We start from the raw sequence: 22,766 nt of genomic DNA on the forward strand, positions 1-22,766 counted from the left end.
ATTCAAAAAAATTGTGTTTCGGACGTTGTTCTTATACTTCTAAGTCTAAACTTAACATAAGCTTCATTGAAACTTATCTCTGAATAATCAGATGTTTAACAGAATGGTAAATACACACTCTAGAAAGCTCTCATTTGCGCCTATTTGCTATGTTTGAATGATTCCATGAAAGTGTATTGTTACGGGGTAAAGTCGCAAATATGAGAAGCTAGGCAATAATATTCAGGGTGTAATTAAAGTTTTGGATTTATGAATTTTTTGCCTAATATAGCGGTATATATCGGGGCACTTTTGGACTTTGTCATGTCAGCTTTTTTTGACCTAATTAACAGCTATAGAACAACAGCGAAAACAGAACGAGAAAAAGGAACTTACTTCGAATTACTTTGTATTAAGTATTTTGAAAATGAACCTTTCTATGCCGACCTATTCACGGCGGTACAAACCTATTCTGAATGGGCAAAACAAGAAGGAAAATCGGGTAAAGATACAGGGATTGACCTTGTCGCAACGACCAAAGACGGCGAATTTCATGCCATTCAATGTAAGCTCTATGACGCAGATCGCAAGGTAAGTAAATCAGAAATTGATAGCTTCATTTCCGCGGCATCTAAGAAAGACTTTTCACGTCGCATTATTGTCAGTACCACTCATGAATGGTCAGCCAATGCTTTAGACACCTTAAATAATCAAGACCCGCCTGTCACTAAGATTGATCTTGAAACATTAGAACAAAGTGTGATTGATTGGTCATTGTTCGCGGAAAAGAAAGAAGTTGTTTTTAAAAAGAAAAAAGACCTTCGAGATCATCAAAAAGCCGCTCTAGTGAATGTGAAAATTGGCTTGTACGATCAGAATCTAGAGCGCGGTAAGCTCATCATGGCTTGTGGTACAGGTAAAACCTTTACAAGTCTTAAAATTGCTGAAGAATGTGCGGGCAAAGGCAAGCGCGTATTGTTCCTTGTACCAAGTTTATCCTTGTTGTCCCAAACATTGACTGAATGGACACAAGAATCAACAACGCCGTTGCATAGCTATGCTGTATGTTCAGATACAGAAGTCGGCAAAAAGAAAAAAGCATCTGTCATTGATGCAGTCACAACTCTTGAACATGAACTGCAATATCCAGCGACAACAGATGCGAAGAAATTAGCAGAAAATGTAGAGAAGCATCATGACGACGAGCACATGACTGTTGTGTTCTCAACTTACCATTCGATTAATACTGTGAGTGATGCTCAAAACGAGCATCAAATGCACGAGTTTGACCTCATCATTTGTGATGAAGCACACCGCACAACAGGTTCTACACACGACAGCGAAGATGATTCAAACTTCGTGAAAATTCACGACGGCGGTTTTATCCTCGGTAAGAAGCGTCTGTATATGACTGCGACGCCACGTATCTTCTCAGATGAAGTGAAGAACAACGCAACCGATTTCACGTTGTATTCAATGGACAATGAGAAGCTATTCGGTGAAACGCTTTATACCATCAACTTCTCAGAAGCGGTGAAGCGTGGCTTATTGGTCGATTATAAGGTCATTGTTCTCACGGTTGATTCAGACACGATCATTAATAAGATCGGAAGCACCATTACCGAGAATAGTGAAATCGTTGTCGATGATGCGGCACGCATTGTCGGCTGTTGGAAAGCTTTGTCTAAACAAGGCATTCATGCGGATGTTGAAGAAGACATCACCCCGATGCAACGCGCCCTTGCTTTCTGTCAGGTCATTGACCAAACCGAGAAAGCGCGTAAGCATCAGGTCAGTTCAACACGTATTGCTAATATCTTTCAAACTGTAGTTGAAGCCTATCAAGAAGCCGAAGCCAAAGAAGGTAACGAAATTTCACACCGCTTAATTTGCGAAGCACAGCATGTCGACGGCGGTATGGGTGCAGACCTTAAAGAGCAAAAGCTGAATTGGCTAAAAGCAACACCTGAACCACAAGTCGATGAAAACGGCGTAGAACGTCCAATTTGTCGTGTTTTAAGTAACGTACGTTGCTTGTCTGAAGGTGTAGATGTGCCTGCACTTGATGCGGTGTTATTCCTGACACCACGTAATTCACAAGTCGACGTGGTGCAATCTGTTGGGCGTGTGATGCGCCTTGCTGAAGGAAAAAAACGCGGTTATGTAATTTTACCTGTCGTTATTCCTCCGAATGTAGATGCCAATAAAGCCCTTGATGATAACCAAACTTATAAAGTCGTTTGGCAAGTGCTGAATGCACTACGTTCGCACGATGACCGCTTTGATGCCATGATCAATAAGATGGACTTAACGGGTATTGATCGCTCGAAAATGGAAGTAATTGCCATTACTGACAAAGTAACCGCGAAAGCGAAGAAGAAAGCTGCGGGTAAAGGTGGTACAACGATTGGTACAGCAAAGAAAAAGACCAAGAAAGAAGAATTGGAGGATGCGCAAAATTCATTCAGTTTTGAATCAGGTGAGATTGAGCGAGCTATTGTTGCAAAAGTGGTTCAGAAGGTCGGTAACCGCCATCATTGGGAAGATTGGGCAAATGACATTGCCAAGATTGCACAGACCCACATTAAGCTCATTACAGATATTCTTGCACGTTCTGAATGCGAAAAAGAACGCGCCGTTTTTGAAGAATTTGCACATGAGATTCGTGATGACCTGAACAATGCGGTATCGGATGCTGAAATCATTGAGATGTTGGCACAGCACTTGATTACCAAACCTGTCTTTGATGCCTTGTTCGACGAGTACAGCTTCGCAGCTAATAACCCGATGGCAGTTGCCATGCAGAAGGTTTTGGATGTATTAGATCAGCACCAACTCGACAGCGAAACTGAAGCATTACAACGCTTCTATGACAGCGTGAAGCTACGTGCATCGGGTATTGATAGTGCGGAAGGCAAACAGAAGATTATTGTTGAGTTATATGACAAGTTCTTCCGTAATGCCTTCCCGCGTATGACCGAGCGTCTAGGCATCGTATATACGCCTGTTGAAGTGGTGGACTTCATCATTCAAAGCGTTAACGATGTACTTCAACAAGAGTTCGGGAAGAGCTTTGCTGATGAAGGTGTACACGTTCTAGACCCATTTACGGGTACGGGGACGTTCATTTCTCGCTTGTTGCAAAGTGGTTTAATTCCACCGAAGAAGTTGACCTACAAGTACAAGAATGAGATTCATGCCAACGAGCTTGTGTTGCTCGCTTATTACATTGCAGCCATTAATATTGAAGCGGTCTACCATCACGAGATCATTGATGATTACACGCCATTTGAAGGGATTTGTTTAACTGATACGTTCCAAATGTATGAGAAAGAGGATTTAGTTGATCAGGTTCTTGTGGATAATAGCGCACGACGTAAACGTCAGAAAGCACTCGATATTCAAGTGATTATTGGAAATCCACCATATTCATCTGGGCAAGATGCTGCAAATGACAATAATGCGAACGTGAAATATCCTGTGTTAGATGAAAAAATTCGAATTACTTACGCAAAAGACACTAAAGCAACAAATATTAATGGATTATATGACTCTTATATAAGAGCAATAAGATGGGCATCAGACCGTATTAAAGATAGTGGTGTGATTGGTTTTGTGACTAATGCCAATTTTATTGATTCGAATACCGCAGACGGATTGCGAAGATGCTTAGTTGATGAATTTAGCAGTCTTTATATCTTTCATTTGCGTGGTAATCAACGCACGTCAGGTGAGCGATCTCGCAAAGAGGGGGGAAAAATTTTTGGTAGTGGAAGCCGTGCTCCAATTGCCATATCAATTCTAGTTAAAAATCCTAAAGCTGTGGATCAAGGGAAGTTATATTATAGTGATATTGGTGACTATCTTAGCCGAGAAGAAAAACTTCAAAAAATTTCTGAGTTTAAGAGCTTACAAGGGATTAGTGCAGCTAGTGGTTGGATGGCAATTACGCCTAACGAGCACGGCGATTGGATTAATCAACGAGATGACTCTTTTAATAATCATATCTCGATTGGTGATAAAAAGAATAAGTTAAGCAGTTCAGTTTTTAAAGTCTACTCGGGTGGGGTGAAAACGAATAGAGATGCGTGGTGTTATAACGCCTCTAAACAAAAATTAATTGAAAATATTAAAGATTCTATTAATTTCTATAATGCAGAAGTGGAGAGGTCTTTTTCTTTAGCTGATAGAAAAGCACTTAAAGCTGAAAAATTTGTAGAATTTAATTCGAAAAAGTTTTCATGGGATAGAGCGAACAAATGGGATTTAGAAAAGGGTAAGTATTATAGTTTTGAACTTGATGCTGTATATACAGCGAGCTATAGACCTTTTTATAAGTCAAATATATATTTTCATAAAAATATGAATAATATGGTTTATTTGATGCCAAAAATATTCCCTACGTCTAAAACTACCAATTTGGTTATCGCTTTAAATGGAGTTGGTGCGCAAAAAGATTTCTCGACTGTAATAAGCTCATGTTTACCGGATTTACATTTAATGCAGACAGGGCAATGTTTTCCTTTATATGTCTATGAAGAAGTGATCCAAGATAAAAGTGTAGGTTCAGGTGATTTATTCGATGAATCGCTCGATTTAACCGTGACTGAAACAAAGTACGAGCGTAAAGACGGCATAAGTGACGAAGGCTTACAGCACTTCCAAGCTGCGTATCCTAACGAACAGATCACGAAGGAAGACATCTTCTATTACACTTACGGTTTACTGCACAGTGAAGAATACCGTACACGCTATGCGGACAACCTCACCAAAGAGTTGCCACGTATTCCATGTGTGAAGAAAGCTGAGGACTTTTGGGCATTCTCTAAAGCAGGTCGTGAGCTTGCACATTGGCATTTGAACTACGAAACCATTGAGCCGTACAAGGCGACATTGGATACAGGTAGCACGGCGTACAATCAATTGACCGCTGAAGACTTCTATGTCGAAAAGATGAAGTTTGCTAAGAAGGGTGAAAAAGGTACGGTCGTTTACAACAAGCGTATCACGATCAAGGATATCCCATTAGAAGCGTATGACTACGTGGTGAATGGTAAGCCTGCCCTTGAGTGGGTTATGGAGCGTCAGGGCGTTTCTACACACAAGGATAGCGGTATCGTAAATGATGCAAACGATTGGGCAATTGAAACAATGAACAACCCAGCTTACCCGCTTGAATTGTTCTTGCGTGTTATTACGGTTAGCCTTGAAACGATGAAGATTGTGAAGTCGTTGCCTAAATTGGATATTTAACTTCTATATGGCAGGTAATTATCTGCCATTTTTTTATTTTTTTGAGGGTATTTAATTAATGGATGTTTCTCCAGATAAACAAAACATTGACACTTTATTTTCAAATACGCAGTACAACATTGATTTTTATCAAAGAGATTATAAATGGGGTTCTGAGCCAGTAAATAGGTTGTTGGATGATGTGTTTTATAAATTTAACGAAGTTTATTCGGCTAATTCAGATTTACCACCTGAACCAAAGGTGATAGATACTAAATATCCTTGGTATTACCTCAATACTTATGTGACCAACACTATTGATGGTGAAGTGTATGTTGTAGATGGTCAGCAACGTCTTACAACCATTACTTTAATTATTATTAATATGTACCGTAGATTGGTAGATAACAAAAGTAAATTAAGTAAATGGGTTGATGCAAAAATTTGTGGACAGGTTGGTTTTGAAAATACCTTTTGGATGAATCATAAGGGGCATCTAAAGACTCTAGATGCACTTTACTCAGGTGATCCAGATACAGCACCAATAGACTCGGGTCTTACTGCACTCAATATGGTAAAAAACTACAAAGTTATATCTGAATGGTTTGATACATATATTGGTGATAACCACCATAAGTTGGAAACTTTTGTATTTTACTTTTTAAGACGATTAGTGCTAATCAATCTTTCAGTAGAGCAGACAGATGTTCCTATGGTTTTTGAGGTTATCAATGATAGGGGCGTAAAACTCAAGCCTTATGAGATTCTTAAAGGGAAACTATTAGGACAGATTGATAAATTACTCTTAGAAAGTAAAAATTATAATGAGCTTTGGGAAACTAGCCTAAAAAAAATTAACAAGTTTAGCGAGGATGAGGCGGATAGATTCTTCAGATTCTATTTGAAATCTAAATTTGCTGACACGAGAGCCGAGGGGCAAAAGTTTGATGGTGACTACCATAGAATCATTTTCTCATCGAGTTTTCAAAGTAAATTATGCTTAGATCACAATCCTAAGGGGGTTGTGGATTTTTTAGATGCAGACTTTACTTACTATTCTAAAGTTTATGCCAATCTTTTAAATAAATTATCAAATGATTCAAATTCTTATTTTACTTTCAACTCTTTGAATGATTTAGATGGCAGCCTTTTGTTAGGATTGTCAGTTTGTAGCATTGATGATCCGAAAGAAGATGAGAAGTTAAACAATATAGCTAAAGAGATAGATCGGTTTTTTGCTCTTTTACAACTTCAGAATTGCTATGAAAGTAATGCTTTTCAAGAATCTCTTTACCGCATTTCAAGTGAAATACGTGAGCAGGATTTGTCTATCATACGTTCTGTATTTGATAACGAACTCAAGTCTCAAATAGAGAAAAAGAGACAGGTTCAACCTGAGAATCCTTTTGATTATTCGTTGTTTAAAAATACTGGTGATAATTTAAATGCTAGATTCAAGAGATATTTTTTTGCTAGGGTTGAAGGTTTTTTAGCAAAGAATCTGAATGTGGAGATGAGACATTCATACCAACCTTTAGTTTCAAACACGGGCTCAGTTAACGGTTTTCATATAGAACATATACTTTCAAGGAATGCAGAAAGCCTAGCGTTATTTGATAACCAAGAAGACTTATTCGTGAATGAGCGAAATCGTCTAGGTGGTATCTTATTGTTAAAAGGTAAGGATAATATCTCGAGCAATAATGAAACTTATGACGAGAAGTTGAAGACATACTCAGGTACGCTTTTATGGAATGAAACTTTACGAGAAGATTTTTATAAATCAAATCTAGACTTTAAAGCGTTTAGAGAAAAATTCGATCTCAATGAGTTAGAAAGTATCAATGTATTTGACCGTGATGCTTTAGAAACTAGGCAGAAAATTTTATTTAAAATGGCTACACATATTTGGTCTTAAGTTGACTTATTTTAAGAGGTTTTAATGTTGGAATGGCTATGAATATTCCTGAATGGCTTGAGGTGAGCTAGCAACGAGCAGTTGAAAATGGCTATGAGCCTTTTGAAGATACTGAAGCATACGGTGGAGAAGTTTTTGTTAAAGATGATCGTAAATGGATTCTCTCAATAGGTCGCTTGAAGCATAAATTAGGTGTAATGACCGATGATGAATTAGAGGGACTAGGGTATCCGGTAACTGATTACAACTGTTTTAACTCGGATGAAAAGGAGTTCTCACGGAATATTCTAATGAATACGGTCAATGCTGAACTGTTAGAAATTTTTGGCGATTGTGCTCCTGATGCGAATGGAGCTATTTATCTTGGAGATGGAATTTATATGGATGATGAAGGGAATACATTTGGAGTCTGGAATCGTTAGCCTCTCGAATTATTGCTCAATAGCTTCTATAAGATATACATAACCTAGACGAGTTCAATTTCGATTGTTAGAATTGAACTCGATAAATAGGCTTTTAAGTTACTGATATATTAAGTAATTGGCATCTTGTATGGTGTTATGTATGGCTGATTTTTATAAAAATTTAAAATTTATATAAATCAAGATATTAAGCTGTTAATTCAGTAGACGCCACCCCAAAATTCTTTTCGAAGTAATCCATCGGAATCTAAAAAAGACTTTAAACTCAATGTTTAAGGGCTTTTTTATTGGCTGTATTGTCCGATGCTGTCCTAAGCGATTTGACCCTATTTTTGCTCTGTGTGGGTAAAAATTGGCAAAATTTACCCAGAAATTAACACAACAAATTCTGGTTAAAGATATGTCACTCACAGATGCAGAATGTAGAAAAGCTCAACCGAAAGACACGCAATATCGTCTATCAGATTCACATGGTTTATTGCTGATTATTACAACTAAAGGTCAGAAGTATTGGAATGTCCGCTATATCGTTCATGGGCAGCGTCAATCTGAGTCATTGGGACCATACCCAGTACTTAGTTTGAAAAAAGCTAGAGAAATAGCTTATGAACTTAAATATAAATATTCTAAAGCTGAACAATTAGATGAGCTTAAACCATTATTTCGTGAAGTAGGTGAAGATTGGTTTAATAACCAAAAAGATAGGTGGTCGCATAAACATATTTTGAATGTTCGAGTATCTCTGGATGAAGTGTATCTTTCATTAGAAAATAAGTGTATTAATCTGATTCAATCACCTGAAATTTTGCAGAACATAAAAAAATTGAGGCAAGAGGCTCACTTGAAGTATTGTTGAAGTGAGAATTTTTATACCAAATAGCGATAAAGGTGATTTCTGAGATACTCAGTTATGCCGTTTGGATTCTTAAATAGTGATTACTTTGCTTGAGGAATTTCCAGTAGGTTGCTTCAAATTTAAGACAGAAATCATCAATTACACAGAATAATTAAGTACTATTGAACATCAGGACTAGAGTTGTAAGTTTGGTGTGGTAACTCAACTGATGGCTCTAGTTCTCCTATTTTTCAAGTTAATTTATTATCTGCTATTGGGGTTACTTATAGCTAAGTGAAAAAATAGTTGAGATAATCTTTTATAAACGGTAAAAGGGCTTTTTCTAATCATTACTAATTATTGAAAATGAAAGCTCCTTTTTACGATTTACGGGTTTGTTAAGACTAAAAAAGTATTTTATGGTTCTGTATGGATTTTGATTAATCTAAAGTAAATATGAGTTAATTTTATGTTGCAATCACAATTAAGATTCCACCTTATCCTCATGGGTACTTTAGCTTTATCAGGATGCGTAGATGAAAATGGAAATGTTAGTGTTGGAGTGAGTCTGGGGGGAACTGGGACTGGTAGTGGAATTCCGATCGGAACTCCAAACCCCACTCCAAATCCTCGACCAGATGTTGAACCAGATAGAATGGAAGATGATGCAGAATATGCTGTTGCTTATCCAGATCCTGTGGTGCAAAACTGTTATGGGGTTGAAAGAACGATACAGTTTATAGAACACTATAACGAAACCCCTGTTTTTGCTGGTGATAGGCAAGATTTGTTTGGGGTGAATAGCAAAACCTTACCGCCAATCAAATTTAAATTACGAGTGACTATAAAAAATACATTACCAACACGAGTCTATGAATATATCGATAGTTGTAAGGCTGCTTTTCAGCTAAGTGGTAGTAAAACAGTAAAAACCACACAAAGCGATTATTGTCTCAATGATGAAACGGTAAATGTATATCAGCCTAATGAGGAAAGAACATATTATTATGCTTTTAATTTACCGAATATTTTACAGACATGGACGGCAAGTTATCATGCAGAATATTCAACCGCTTTTTATTCAGATTCAGTACAACGAAATCAGTGTGAAACGTTAAGTACACAGTTGGTTGTAGATCCATATCCATCGTCAATGGATGGGGCTCCACCTGATAAAGATTCAGGAACAGCAAGTGTTAATACTGGATCGCAAAACTCTAATACTGATGACTCATCACAAAGTGGGTCTGATGAAAGTCCTATTTTTGGTGGGTTTGGCTTAGGTGATGAACTTTAGTTAAATTTCAGAAGACATAAAACTCTTAGAGATCATTTGTGTGATTCATAGACATCCTTTCAACATAATTGGTGTCTTTGAACAAAGAAATACAACAACGATTCTTATGGGGTGAGTTATTTGAAGAAACCAATGATGCTGGTCTAGTCTGTCGGAGATGTGGTATTTCTAGACTAACGTTACGCAAGTGGTGGAAACGATATTCTGAGCAAGGTATTGATGGATTAAGTAGTCAGAAAAAACGTTCGTTAAAATCTCAAAATACTAAAGTCAATGCTGAGCTAGAAGTATTAATATTGGAAATGTACTCGGCTTGAAATCTGGGGGGCGACGTTTGCAAATAGAATTGATGAGACTGCATGGAGTTTCGCTGTCCTTAGCGACTATTCATAAAGTGTTATCCACCCATCAATTCAAATCGATTAAAAAAACTCCGTCATAAAGTTGATTTCATTCGTTATGGACGCCCTCTACTAGGTGATAAAATTCAAATGGATACCTGTAAATTGGGTCTGTCTATCAGTACACATCGATTGATAACTGCACACAATATCGTGTTTTAAGGATATATAAACGTCGAACAGCAGCGAATACTCTCGACTTTTTAGACTGTGTAATTGAAGAAATGCCTTTCCCTATACCACGAATACAGACCGACCGTGGGCGGGAAATTTTTGCTGAAAAAGTACAAAAAAATTGATGCAACATGGAATCAAATTTAGGTCAAATAAACCAAACTCTCCTCATTTAAATGGGAAGGTAGAGCATTCACAAAAGACCGATAAATCTGAGTTCTACGCAACCATAGATATAAATTCTGAAGATATCCAAGACAAACTAGCAGAATGGCAGAATTACTATAACTGGATGAGGCCGCATTCAGCTTTGAAAGGTAAAACACCGATGGAAAGGTACTTTGGAATTAAGTGAAGAAACTCTTTTCTCAGATGAAGTCCAAAAGTAATAAGACCCATCAAATGAACGAATTCAACATGCCAATTATAAGATGGATTTTTAGAGATCGCTAGATTGAAAACGATCTCTATGAATCACACAGTTTCGAAAAGCTTCTTTGAATCGATATATTTTATCTGAAGATTATGCACGATAGCTCTGAAATATACGGTATAAATATCAATCAAAAAAAGGATCATTTTTTGATTTATGAAAGAGATCTTATAATATATTGACTTTATGTTGAGATTGTACATATTAAGATCAGTACACCATTTCAAATCCGAACATAGGATTTGAACAAGATTTTAAAGTGATATAAAGTAGAAAGGCTTAAACTGTATGGGTTTAAGCCTTTTTTATGCCTGTATATGAATGAGCTTATAGCTTGTTGCTATGAATGGGGGCGTGTATAGTTTGAGTCAGTGAAAAGTCACCATAAAAGACATGCGATGAAAAAACATAGGTTCTTAAACTTCTTGGAATAAAATTATATTATAAATACGTCTCATTTACATAGAAATGTGAAATAAGTCAATGTTTAATAATGAAAATATTAAAATTATTTTCTACTCAGGGACGGTTTTGTTATCATCATTTTGATTTTTATGTTTAATTGTTTGTAAATAAATAGTGGTATATGACAAAAAATGCCTTTGAAGACCATAATTTAGACGAAACTAAATTAGCAGGTTATTTGCCACAGAACACAGAGTCAACTTTAGAGTATTCTCTTAAAGTTATGTCTGAGCTTGTTCATTGGTTGGTGAAATCAGGTGTGGGTCATGCAGAATTTTCTGCTTCTTTACGGGTACTTTTCTATAATGAATCAATAAAAGAACTTGATTTTTTAGATCAAAAAAAAACGGACTCGTCTATTAGTTTGTTAGCTGGGCTGAATAGACGTGATGTAAGCAGTTTTCGTATAGAAAATGGTGGGCATCATAAGGTTATTCAAAGCTTTACGGATACGTTGCCTATAAGTGTTCCTGCTCGGGTAATTGGTTTGTGGGTATATAAAAAGTTACCTAAAGTATTGAGTATTGTGGGTGCTGAAAATAGTTTCGAGTATTTAGTTAGACAAATATCTACTGAGAAACATCCACGTTCAATTTTGTCAGAATTGAAAAGGCTTGGCTTAGTGAGCGAGGCGAATGGAAATGTGATTTTACATCAAGAAAGTTTTACTCCTCTACCAGAAGCGAATGCTACCAAACAAATTTTTGCTGAAAATGTGGCAGATCATATTGCAGCGGGGGTGAATAACTTAACACAGCATAACAATCTCTTTTTAGAGCAAGCTCTTTTTGCAAATGAATTATCTGAGGAATCTATTGATTACCTCAAAGAAAAGACTGCGGAATTATGGGAAAAATTTTCTAAATCTATCCTAGCGGAAGCTATTCAGCGTTGCAAAATAGATGAAGGAAGATTAAATGCAAATCATCGATTTCGGGTTGGTATTTACCAATATGATGAAAAAGATTCTTCGATAAATGAGCTTTAAAGTAACGCACATAAATTATTTAAGCTATAAAGGCTATTCCTTCTAAATTTATATTTTAATATCAATTGTTTATTGAGAATCTGTATTGTTTTTGATTCAGGAACTTCTTGGACTTGATATACATATCTGACTTTTTATTCCAATTTATTCATAAATTTCTTATCTGTATAAAAATAAAATACTGCATTTTATTACCTTAAAAATTTGAAATGGAAAAGTTTCTAAGCTACGGCAGATAAACCCTCAAATTGATAATTTTACTTTCTATAGCATTTACTTATTTAACAATCGGAAGAAGCTTGTTTGTTGTTTATTATAAAATGTGTAAAATGCACATTTTATAATTAGAGCTATAGCATTAAAAGTGGTTCAACTGCTTTAAGTGCCCTGGGTGGGGGAAAAATGTTGAGTTTAAAAATCTATAAATTCCTAGTCTTTTTGAAAAAAAAACAATCATTTAAACTCACAAGTGGTGGTGCTGGATTAGGGGGAACTGGTACGGGAACGGGAACAGAAACGGATAAAGATCAAAAACCAGAAAAATCCGAACTAATAACTGATTCCTCTAAGAGTCGAAAACTTTAATAGCGTAACGTTTGATTCCAATTATGAAGAATTTCTAAAACAACAATATCAAGCAGCTAATATATGATGAAAAAAATGTGCAATTTGCACATTTTTTAATTAAAATATGTTAAAACCGACAATAGTGTGAATTGTTTCACATAATTTAAGAATTCTTATGTTCATTGTTTAGGTGTTGTGGAGGGTTGTTAATGTACAAATTTTCATTATGGATAACTTCGATATCGCTGGGGTTAACGGCTTGTGTATCAAATCACTATACACATCCATCAGATTTACGTTTTCAAGATAAAAAAGCAGAAAATAATCAAACGGTAATTGTAAAAAGAGACGGGGTGTTATGTGCTGAAGATACTGAGAAGTCTCAAAACTGCCCAATTGAGTTTTATATAGATAGCGTCAAAGCTGGAAATTTTTATATAAATAATTCAGCTAATTACCAATTAAAATCAGAATCTTATAATTTTAAGGTTAAGAATTGCACAGAAGCATCATGTCAAAGTTGTGATGTCGATTTGGCTGTTGGTCAGTTGAGTAGTAATGAATTTGTGTTGTCGGTAGACAATGTTGGAAAACCATTTATTTCAAATAATGGAACTCCTCTGGTTTGTAAAACACCAGCAAAAGCAGCTAAAAGCATCACTGAAAAAACATTAACTCTAGATTTAGCTGCTGACACTTTATTTAAATTTAACGGTTCTTCTTTAAATGACTTACTTCCGAAAGGTCGCCAAGAAGTTTTAAACGTAGCTTCTCAAATTTCAAATAATTTTGTTTCTGTGAGTCAAATTAAGTTGAAAGGTCATACAGACCGTTTGGGTAGTGATAGTTATAACTTGCAATTAGGTCAAAATCGGGCAAATACCGTACGGAATTTGTTAGTTCAAAACGGTGTAGCTGGAAATATTATTTCGGCAGAGAGCGCTGGTAAACACCAACCCGTCACGAATGGTTGTTTTGATGTAAAACAACGTGAAGAGCTAAAAACTTGTTTACAGCCAGACCGTCGTGTGAGTGTGGAAATCACAGGCATTACTAAGTAATTGAATCATTAGAATATAAGTAAATATAATTTTAGGTGAAGCATGACTAAGTTTATTGTAATAGAAAAAGATTCTTTAAATAAAGCAACGATTGATACAGCACATATTAGCTTAAATGAAGCATCTATTGTTCATACTAAAATGAGCCGCGATGATGTAGCTGAGTTTGTACGCGATGGAAATAATTTAGTACTTAAGCTTAAAAATGGAGAAACTATTGTTATAGAAGGTTTTTTTATAACATATGACGACGTTTCTTCTGACTTGGTTTTTGAAGAAGATGGATGTGTTCTCTATTGGTTTGATGGGGCTTCGGGTTTTAATCATATTCCCGGTTTAGAAGTTTTATTACCAGAAGCTGGTAGTAAGCTCATAGGACTCTTGCCATGGCTAGTTGGTGCTGGAGTTATAGGTGGTGTAATTGCTGCTACAAATGATGATGATAAAAAAGAGAACATTCCTAACGGTACAAACAAAATTGGAGTAGAAACAAACGGTGCTATCACAGGTCAAACAGAGAATGTACCTGAAGGGACTGAGGTCAAGATTACTATTACGGGGCAAGACAAAGATGGCAAGTTAATTACTCATGAAGAAACTGTTAAGGTAGATAAAGATGGGAGTTATACAACAGACGTGCCACCGGACTTTGCAGATGGTGAGCTTAAAGTAAAATCTGAAGTTATTGATCGTAATGGTAATACGGTAAAAGCAGAGGATAGTCTTGAAAAGACAGATCATGACAATAATCCGGGTACCCCAGATCAAGGTGGTTTAGATCGCGTTGATAGTGCAATTACCGTAGATATCGTAGAAAGCGGTGTGATCACGGGGACCACCACCGATGTTGCTCCAGGTAGCAACGTTGTATTGACCATCACCGGTAAAGATGCCAACGGCAATCCAGTAACCGTGAGTAAAACCGTGACCACGGATGCTTCAGGCCACTACAACAGTGCCTTGACGCCAGCCGATGGCATTGTGGATGGTTCAGCGGTCACAGTCATTGCGAATACTACCGATCGTAATGGTCAAGCTGTTGGTCCAGCGACAGATAGCATTGCTGCACAAGGTAACAACGACAACGATCCAGACACGCCAGAAGACACAGGTCTTGATCTGGTGGCAGGTGCTATCACCGTAGATATCGTAGAAAGCGGTGTGATCACGGGGGCCACCACCGATGTTGCTCCAGGTAGCAACGTTGTGTTGACCATCACTGGTAAAGATGCCAACGGTAACAACGTTACAGTCACGAAGACCGTGACCACGGATGCTTCAGGCCACTACAACAGTGCCTTGACGCCAGCCGATGGCATTGTGGATGGTTCAAGTGTGACGGTTGTGGCGAAGACCACAGACCGCAATGGTCAAGCTGTTGGTCCAGCGACCGACAGCATTGCTGCGCAAGGGGAAACTCATCCAGAAGACACAGGTCTTGATCTGGTGACGGGTGCAATTACCGTAGATATCGTAGAAAGCGGTGTGATCACGGGAACCACCACCGATGTCGCCTCAGGTAGCAACGTTGTGTTGACCATCAGCGGTAAAGATGCCAACGGTAACAACGTTACAGTCACGAAGACCGTGACCACGGATGCTTCAGGCCACTACAACAGTGCCTTGACGCCAGCCGATGGCATTGTGGATGGTTCAGCGGTCACAGTCATTGCGAATACTACCGATCGTAATGGTCAAGCTGTTGGCCCAGCGACCGACAGCATTGCTGCACAAGGTAACAACGACAACAATCCAGACACGCCAGAAGACACAGGTCTTGATCTGGTGGCAGGTGCTATCACCGTAGATATCGTAGAAAGCGGTGTGATCACGGGGACCACCACCGATGTTGCTCCAGGTAGCAACGTTGTATTGACCATCACCGGTAAAGATGCCAACGGCAATCCAGTAACCGTGAGTAAAACCGTGACCACGGATGCTTCAGGCCACTACAACAGTGCCTTGACGCCAGCCGATGGCATTGTGGATGGTTCAGCGGTCACAGTCATTGCGAATACTACCGATCGTAATGGTCAAGCTGTTGGTCCAGCGACCGACAGCATTGCCGCACAAGGTAACAACGACAACAATCCAGACACGCCAGAAGACACAGGTCTTGATCTGGTGGCAGGTGCTATTACCGTAGATATCGTAGAAAGCGGTGTGATCACGGGGACCACCACCGATGTTGCTCCAGGTAGCAACGTTGTGTTGACCATCACTGGTAAAGATGCCAACGGTAACAACGTTACAGTCACGAAGACCGTGACCACGGATGCTTCAGGCCACTACAACAGTGCCTTGACGCCAGCCGATGGCATTGTGGATGGTTCAGCGGTCACAGTCATTGCGAATACTACCGATCGTAATGGTCAAGCTGTTGGTCCAGCGACAGATAGCATTGCTGCGCAAGGTAACAATGACAACGATCCAAGTACTCCAGAAGACACAGGTCTTGATCTGGTGACGGGTGCAATTACCGTAGATATCGTAGAAAGCGGTGTGATCACGGGAACCACCACCGATGTCGCCTCAGGTAGCAACGTTGTGTTGACCATCAGCGGTAAAGATGCCAACGGTAACAACGTTACAGTCACGAAGACCGTGACCACGGATGCTTCAGGCCACTACAACAGTGCCTTGACGCCAGCCGATGGCATTGTGGATGGTTCAGCGGTCACAGTCATTGCGAATACTACCGATCGTAATGGTCAAGCTGTTGGCCCAGCGACCGACAGCATTGCTGCACAAGGTAACAACGACAACGATCCAGACACGCCAGAAGACACAGGTCTTGATCTGGTGGCAGGTGCTATCACCGTAGATATCGTAGAAAGCGGTGTGATCACGGGGACCACCACCGATGTTGCTCCAGGTAGCAACGTTGTATTGACCATCACCGGTAAAGATGCCAACGGCAATCCAGTAACCGTGAGTAAAACCGTGACCACGGATGCTTCAGGCCACTACAACAGTGCCTTGACGCCAGCCGATGGCATTGTGGATGGTTCAAGTGTGACGGTTGTAGTAACGACCACAGACCGCAATGGTCAAGCTGTTGGTCCAGCGACCGACAGCATTGCCGCACAAGGTAACAACGACAACAATCCAGACACGCCAGAAGACACAGGTCTTGATCTGGTGGCAGGTGCTATTACCGTAGATATCGTAGAAAGCGGTGTGATCACGGGGACCACCACCGATGTTGCGCCAGGTAGCAACGTTGTATTGACCATCACTGGTAAAGATGCCAACGGTAACAACGTTACAGTCACGAAGACCGTGACCACGGATGCTTCAGGCCACTACAACAGTGCCTTGACGCCAGCCGATGGCATTGTGGATGGTTCAGCGGTCACAGTCATTGCGAATACTACCGATCGTAATGGTCAAGCTGTTGGTCCAGCGACAGATAGCATTGCTGCGCAAGGTAACAACGACAACGATCCAAGTACTCCAGAAGACACAGGTCTTGATCTGGTGACGGGTGCAATTACCGTAGATATCGTAGAAAGCGGTGTGATCACGGGAACCACCACCGATGTCGCCTCAGGTAGCAACGTTGTGTTGACCATCAGCGGTAAAGATGCCAACGGTAACAACGTTACAGTCACGAAGACCGTGACCACGGATGCTTCAGGCCACTACAACAGTGCCTTGACGCCAGCCGATGGCATTGTGGATGGTTCAAGTGTGACGGTTGTAGCAACGACCACAGACCGTAATGGTCAAGCTGTTGGTCCAGCGACAGACAGCATTGCTGCGCAAGGTAACAACGACAACAATCCAGACACGCCAGAAGACACAGGTCTTGATCTGGTGGCAGGTGCTATCACCGTAGATATCGTAGAAAGCGGTGTGATCACGGGGACCACCACCGATGTTGCTCCAGGTAGCAACGTTGTGTTGACCATCACTGGTAAAGATGCCAACGGTAACAACGTTACAGTCACGAAGACCGTGACCACGGATGCTTCAGGCCACTACAACAGTGCCTTGACGCCAGCCGATGGCATTGTGGATGGTTCAGCGGTCACAGTCATTGCGAATACTACCGATCGTAATGGTCAAGCTGTTGGTCCAGCGACAGATAGCATTGCTGCACAAGGTAACAACGACAACGATCCAGACACGCCAGAAGACACAGGTCTTGATCTGGTGGCAGGTGCTATCACCGTAGATATCGTAGAAAGCGGTGTGATCACGGGGACCACCACCGATGTTGCTCCAGGTAGCAACGTTGTATTGACCATCACCGGTAAAGATGCCAACGGCAATCCAGTAACCGTGAGTAAAACCGTGACCACGGATGCTTCAGGCCACTACAACAGTGCCTTGACGCCAGCCGATGGCATTGTGGATGGTTCAAGTGTGACGGTTGTAGCAACGACCACAGACCGCAATGGTCAAGCTGTTGGTCCAGCGACAGACAGCATTGCTGCGCAAGGTAACAACGACAACAATCCAGACACGCCAGAAGACACAGGTCTTGATCTGGTGGCAGGTGCTATCACCGTAGATATCGTAGAAAGCGGTGTGATCACGGGGACCACCACCGATGTTGCTCCAGGTAGCAACGTTGTGTTGACCATCACTGGTAAAGATGCCAACGGTAACAACGTTACAGTCACGAAGACCGTGACCACGGATGCTTCAGGCCACTACAACAGTGCCTTGACGCCAGCCGATGGCATTGTGGATGGTTCAGCGGTCACAGTCATTGCGAATACTACCGATCGTAATGGTCAAGCTGTTGGTCCAGCGACAGATAGCATTGCTGCACAAGGTAACAACGACAACGATCCAGACACGCCAGAAGACACAGGTCTTGATCTGGTGGCAGGTGCTATCACCGTAGATATCGTAGAAAGCGGTGTGATCACGGGGGCCACCACCGATGTTGCTCCAGGTAGCAACGTTGTGTTGACCATCACTGGTAAAGATGCCAACGGTAACAACGTTACAGTCACGAAGACCGTGACCACGGATGCTTCAGGCCACTACAACAGTGCCTTGACGCCAGCCGATGGCATTGTGGATGGTTCAAGTGTGACGGTTGTGGCGAAGACCACAGACCGCAATGGTCAAGCTGTTGGTCCAGCGACCGACAGCATTGCTGCGCAAGGGGAAACTCATCCAGAAGACACAGGTCTTGATCTGGTGACGGGTGCAATTACCGTAGATATCGTAGAAAGCGGTGTGATCACGGGAACCACCACCGATGTCGCCTCAGGTAGCAACGTTGTGTTGACCATCAGCGGTAAAGATGCCAACGGTAACAACGTTACAGTCACGAAGACCGTGACCACGGATGCTTCAGGCCACTACAACAGTGCCTTGACGCCAGCCGATGGCATTGTGGATGGTTCAGCGGTCACAGTCATTGCGAATACTACCGATCGTAATGGTCAAGCTGTTGGCCCAGCGACCGACAGCATTGCTGCACAAGGTAACAACGACAACAATCCAGACACGCCAGAAGACACAGGTCTTGATCTGGTGGCAGGTGCTATCACCGTAGATATCGTAGAAAGCGGTGTGATCACGGGGACCACCACCGATGTTGCTCCAGGTAGCAACGTTGTATTGACCATCACCGGTAAAGATGCCAACGGCAATCCAGTAACCGTGAGTAAAACCGTGACCACGGATGCTTCAGGCCACTACAACAGTGCCTTGACGCCAGCCGATGGCATTGTGGATGGTTCAGCGGTCACAGTCATTGCGAATACTACCGATCGTAATGGTCAAGCTGTTGGTCCAGCGACCGACAGCATTGCCGCACAAGGTAACAACGACAACAATCCAGACACGCCAGAAGACACAGGTCTTGATCTGGTGGCAGGTGCTATTACCGTAGATATCGTAGAAAGCGGTGTGATCACGGGGACCACCACCGATGTTGCTCCAGGTAGCAACGTTGTGTTGACCATCACTGGTAAAGATGCCAACGGTAACAACGTTACAGTCACGAAGACCGTGACCACGGATGCTTCAGGCCACTACAACAGTGCCTTGACGCCAGCCGATGGCATTGTGGATGGTTCAGCGGTCACAGTCATTGCGAATACTACCGATCGTAATGGTCAAGCTGTTGGTCCAGCGACAGATAGCATTGCTGCGCAAGGTAACAATGACAACGATCCAAGTACTCCAGAAGACACAGGTCTTGATCTGGTGACGGGTGCAATTACCGTAGATATCGTAGAAAGCGGTGTGATCACGGGAACCACCACCGATGTCGCCTCAGGTAGCAACGTTGTGTTGACCATCAGCGGTAAAGATGCCAACGGTAACAACGTTACAGTCACGAAGACCGTGACCACGGATGCTTCAGGCCACTACAACAGTGCCTTGACGCCAGCCGATGGCATTGTGGATGGTTCAAGTGTGACGGTTGTGGCAACGACCACAGACCGCAATGGTCAAGCTGTTGGTCCAGCGACCGACAGCATTGCTGCGCAAGGGGAAACTCATCCAGAAGACACAGGTCTTGATCTGGTGACGGGTGCAATTACCGTAGATATCGTAGAAAGCGGTGTGATCACGGGGACCACCACCGATGTCGCGCCAGGTAGCAACGTTGTGTTGACCATCACTGGTAAAGATGCCAACGGCAATCCAGTAACGGTGAACAAAACCGTGACCACGGATGCTTCAGGCCACTACAACAGTGCCTTGACGCCAGCTGATGGCATTGTGGATGGTTCAAGTGTGACGGTTGTGGCGAAGACCACAGACCGCAATGGTCATGCTGTTGGTCCAGCGACCGATAGCATTGCTGCGCAAGGTAACAACGACAACGATCCAAGTACTCCAGAAGACACAGGTCTTGATCTGGTGACGGGTGCAATTACCGTAGATATCGTAGAAAGCGGTGTGATCACGGGGACCACCACCGATGTCGCGCCAGGTAGCAATGTTGTATTGACCATCACCGGTAAAGATGCCAACGGCAATCCAGTAACCGTGAACAAAACCGTGACCACGGATGCTTCAGGCCACTACAACAGTGCCTTGACGCCAGCCGATGGCATTGTGGATGGTTCAAGTGTGACGGTTGTGGCAACGACCACAGACCGCAATGGTCAAGCTGTTGGTCCAGCGACTGATAGCATTGCTGCGCAAGGTAACAACGACAATGATCCAAGTACTCCAGAAGACACAGGTCTTGATCTGGTGGCGGGTGCAATTACCGTAGATATCGTTGATACCGACAGTACATTAATTAAGGGTTCCACAGTAGATGTTGAACCTAATAGTAATGTGACATTGGAAATTACAAGTATTGATGAAAATGGTGAAACTCTTAAATTCACTAAAACAGTGCTAACAGATGCTGATGGCAATTATAGTTACACTCTTAATTCTGCAGAAGGTAATGCTACTGAAGTTATTGCAAAAGTAGATGATCGAAATGGAATGTTACATCAGGATAATGATCAATTAGAGGCAGTCGTTAAAGCTGATTCAAAAACAGAGGTAAATAATGGTAATAATACTGTAACAGGTACTTCGGGTAATGACGTTCTAGCTGGTGATATTGGTGGCTTAAAAACTAATTTCGAGATAGGACATAATTATAATATATCAATAATTCTTGATATATCTGGAAGTATGGGTGCAACCATGACGAACGGACAAACTCGTCTTGAAGTTGCAAAGACAGCATTACAAGCATTTGTTGATCAAATGGCGCAACATGATGGAGTAATTAATTTAAGAATTACAACTTTTGGATCAGATGCTACAGCTGTGATACAAGATGTTGTGGTAAGCAATGGGACTATAAGTTCTATTAATAGTACGATAAGTAGTATTGTAACGGCAGGAAATACACAACCTGAAAAAGCATTTACGGATGTTCAAGGCTGGTTGAATAGCAAAACTAATGGTTACGAGAATCAGATTTATTATTTAACAGATGGAGATCCGACATATACGAATTTACCATCTCGCGATACTACTTTTGCAAATCTTGCAGCCAATAGTAAAGTCTTTGCTGTAGGCGTTGGGCTTGATGTTTCCCTAAATTGGGTTGAACGTTATGACAATACAGATGCGAATGGTAATAAGGTTGATAATTGGTCTCCAACAAATCATGGAAATGCGCAGAAATTAGGAGATGCCGATAAACTTATTGCTTACCTGATTGGTGGATCTGAAAACTTTATCCCTGCTGACGTTGGAAACGATGTTGTGAAGGGTGGGGAAGGTGAAGATATACTTTTCGGTGATTCAATGAACACGAATTGGATTACTGGATTAGATCCACTTTTATATCCAAAGTATTCAGGTTATTCGAAACTAATTGCACATTTAAAAGCGACTGAAACAGGTGGAGCAGAACCAACACAACAACAAATCTATGATTTTGTAAAAGCTAATTATCGAGACTTTATTGCTGCTGATGCTGCTGATCCAGCAACAAAAGGTGGTAATGACACCATCTATGGTGGTTCAGGTGATGACATTATTATTGCTGGTGCTGGAAATGACATTATTTATGGTGGTTCAGGCAATGACATTATCTCAACTGGACGAGGTGATGACACCATTATGTATGATGTGCTCAATGCTGCGGATGCAAAAGGTGGAAATGGCACAGACACTTGGGTTGATTACGAAGCTAACGATAAAATTGAATTTGCTGCGGATTTCTTCGATGGTTTATTGGCAGATAAAAGTAATATAGGTGACTATATTACTGTCGTAACTGACGGAAATGGCAATGCGGTTATTCAGGTAGATCGTGATGGTAGCGCTGTAACTCATACGATGTCTGATTTATTAATCGTTGAAAATCAAGCAGGTTTAAGCTTGCAGGATTTAATTGATAATAATCAGCTTGTCATTGGCTAACTAAATAAAACGGTTATAGATCTTCGGATCTATAGCCGTTTTTTAATCTTTATTTTTTGTTTAATTCTGCAATAAAGATGAACCGTAATTGCAAATATGAGATCAACTTTTTCAATTTATAAGTAATTGATT

The 22,766-nt window shown here is 40.9% G+C and carries 8 protein-coding genes and 3 pseudogenes; 10 read left to right on the forward strand and 1 reads right to left on the reverse strand.

Annotated elements, in window-relative coordinates; all coding sequences use genetic code 11:
- Nucleotides 1-303: 303 nt before the first annotated feature.
- The 4 genes and pseudogenes from MP622_RS00975 to MP622_RS00990 form a co-directional block, all read left to right on the forward strand.
- Nucleotides 304-5,232, forward strand: a complete 4,929-nt coding sequence (locus MP622_RS00975; RefSeq protein WP_168158546.1) for a type ISP restriction/modification enzyme — start codon at nt 304-306, stop codon at nt 5,230-5,232.
- Between the two features lie 58 nt (nt 5,233-5,290).
- Entirely contained in the window at nt 5,291-7,129 is a 1,839-nt protein-coding gene (locus MP622_RS00980; RefSeq protein ID WP_168158545.1) for a DUF262 domain-containing protein, read from the forward strand.
- A gap of 197 nt (nt 7,130-7,326) precedes the next feature.
- Nucleotides 7,327-7,551, forward strand: a complete 225-nt coding sequence (locus MP622_RS00985) for a hypothetical protein (RefSeq protein ID WP_168158544.1) — start codon at nt 7,327-7,329, stop codon at nt 7,549-7,551.
- Between the two features lie 400 nt (nt 7,552-7,951).
- A pseudogene (locus MP622_RS00990) lies at nt 7,952-8,400 on the forward strand (Arm DNA-binding domain-containing protein); the annotation flags it as partial.
- Here the strand turns inward: MP622_RS00990 and MP622_RS00995 are convergent.
- Nucleotides 8,400-8,546: pseudogene (locus MP622_RS00995) on the reverse strand (IS982 family transposase); the annotation flags it as partial. The pseudogenes MP622_RS00990 and MP622_RS00995 sit on opposite strands and share 1 nt — an antisense overlap.
- A 309-nt stretch (nt 8,547-8,855) precedes the next feature.
- On the opposite strand from MP622_RS00995, the gene MP622_RS01000 reads away from it, so the two are divergent.
- The 6 genes and pseudogenes from MP622_RS01000 to MP622_RS01025 all read left to right on the forward strand — a co-directional run bounded on the left by MP622_RS01000 (nt 8,856) and on the right by MP622_RS01025 (nt 22,634).
- Nucleotides 8,856-9,683 carry a hypothetical protein gene (locus MP622_RS01000; RefSeq protein WP_044738210.1) on the forward strand — a complete coding sequence of 276 codons (828 nt, stop codon included), beginning with the start codon at nt 8,856-8,858 and terminating at the stop codon, nt 9,681-9,683.
- Nucleotides 9,684-9,760: 77 nt separating this feature from the next.
- Nucleotides 9,761-10,644, forward strand: a pseudogene (locus tag MP622_RS01005) (IS481 family transposase); the annotation flags it as partial.
- 735 nt (nt 10,645-11,379) lie between these two features.
- Nucleotides 11,380-12,144: a DUF6502 family protein gene (locus tag MP622_RS01010; RefSeq protein ID WP_228155363.1), complete on the forward strand. Its 765-nt coding sequence runs from the start codon at nt 11,380-11,382 to the stop codon at nt 12,142-12,144.
- Between the two features lie 402 nt (nt 12,145-12,546).
- A complete protein-coding gene (locus MP622_RS01015; RefSeq protein WP_044738208.1) occupies nt 12,547-12,729 on the forward strand; it encodes a hypothetical protein in 183 nt (60 codons plus the stop codon).
- A 191-nt stretch (nt 12,730-12,920) separates the two neighbouring features.
- On the forward strand, nt 12,921-13,772 hold the full coding sequence (locus MP622_RS01020; protein ID WP_243792060.1) for an OmpA family protein: 852 nt from the start codon (nt 12,921-12,923) through the stop codon (nt 13,770-13,772).
- Between the two features lie 42 nt (nt 13,773-13,814).
- Nucleotides 13,815-22,634 (forward strand): BapA prefix-like domain-containing protein, encoded by an 8,820-nt coding sequence (locus tag MP622_RS01025; protein ID WP_243792062.1) that lies wholly within the window; start codon nt 13,815-13,817, stop codon nt 22,632-22,634.
- Nucleotides 22,635-22,766: the final 132 nt, after the last annotated feature.

Origin of the sequence: Acinetobacter sp. PK01 (assembly GCF_022819285.1) — a bacterium.
GTDB classification, from domain to species: domain Bacteria; phylum Pseudomonadota; class Gammaproteobacteria; order Pseudomonadales; family Moraxellaceae; genus Acinetobacter; species Acinetobacter tandoii.

Excerpts from the sequence above, each read along its gene's own strand:
- MP622_RS00975 (WP_168158546.1), top strand. The coding sequence starts at position 304 with ATGTCAGCTTTTTTTGACCTAATTAACAGCTATAGAACAACAGCGAAA.
- MP622_RS00980 (WP_168158545.1), top strand. The coding sequence starts at position 5,291 with ATGGATGTTTCTCCAGATAAACAAAACATTGACACTTTATTTTCAAAT.
- MP622_RS00985 (WP_168158544.1), top strand. The coding sequence starts at position 7,327 with ATGACCGATGATGAATTAGAGGGACTAGGGTATCCGGTAACTGATTAC.
- MP622_RS01000 (WP_044738210.1), top strand. The coding sequence starts at position 8,856 with ATGTTGCAATCACAATTAAGATTCCACCTTATCCTCATGGGTACTTTA.
- MP622_RS01010 (WP_228155363.1), top strand. The coding sequence starts at position 11,380 with ATGTCTGAGCTTGTTCATTGGTTGGTGAAATCAGGTGTGGGTCATGCA.
- MP622_RS01015 (WP_044738208.1), top strand. The coding sequence starts at position 12,547 with ATGTTGAGTTTAAAAATCTATAAATTCCTAGTCTTTTTGAAAAAAAAA.
- MP622_RS01020 (WP_243792060.1), top strand. The coding sequence starts at position 12,921 with ATGTACAAATTTTCATTATGGATAACTTCGATATCGCTGGGGTTAACG.
- MP622_RS01025 (WP_243792062.1), top strand. The coding sequence starts at position 13,815 with ATGACTAAGTTTATTGTAATAGAAAAAGATTCTTTAAATAAAGCAACG.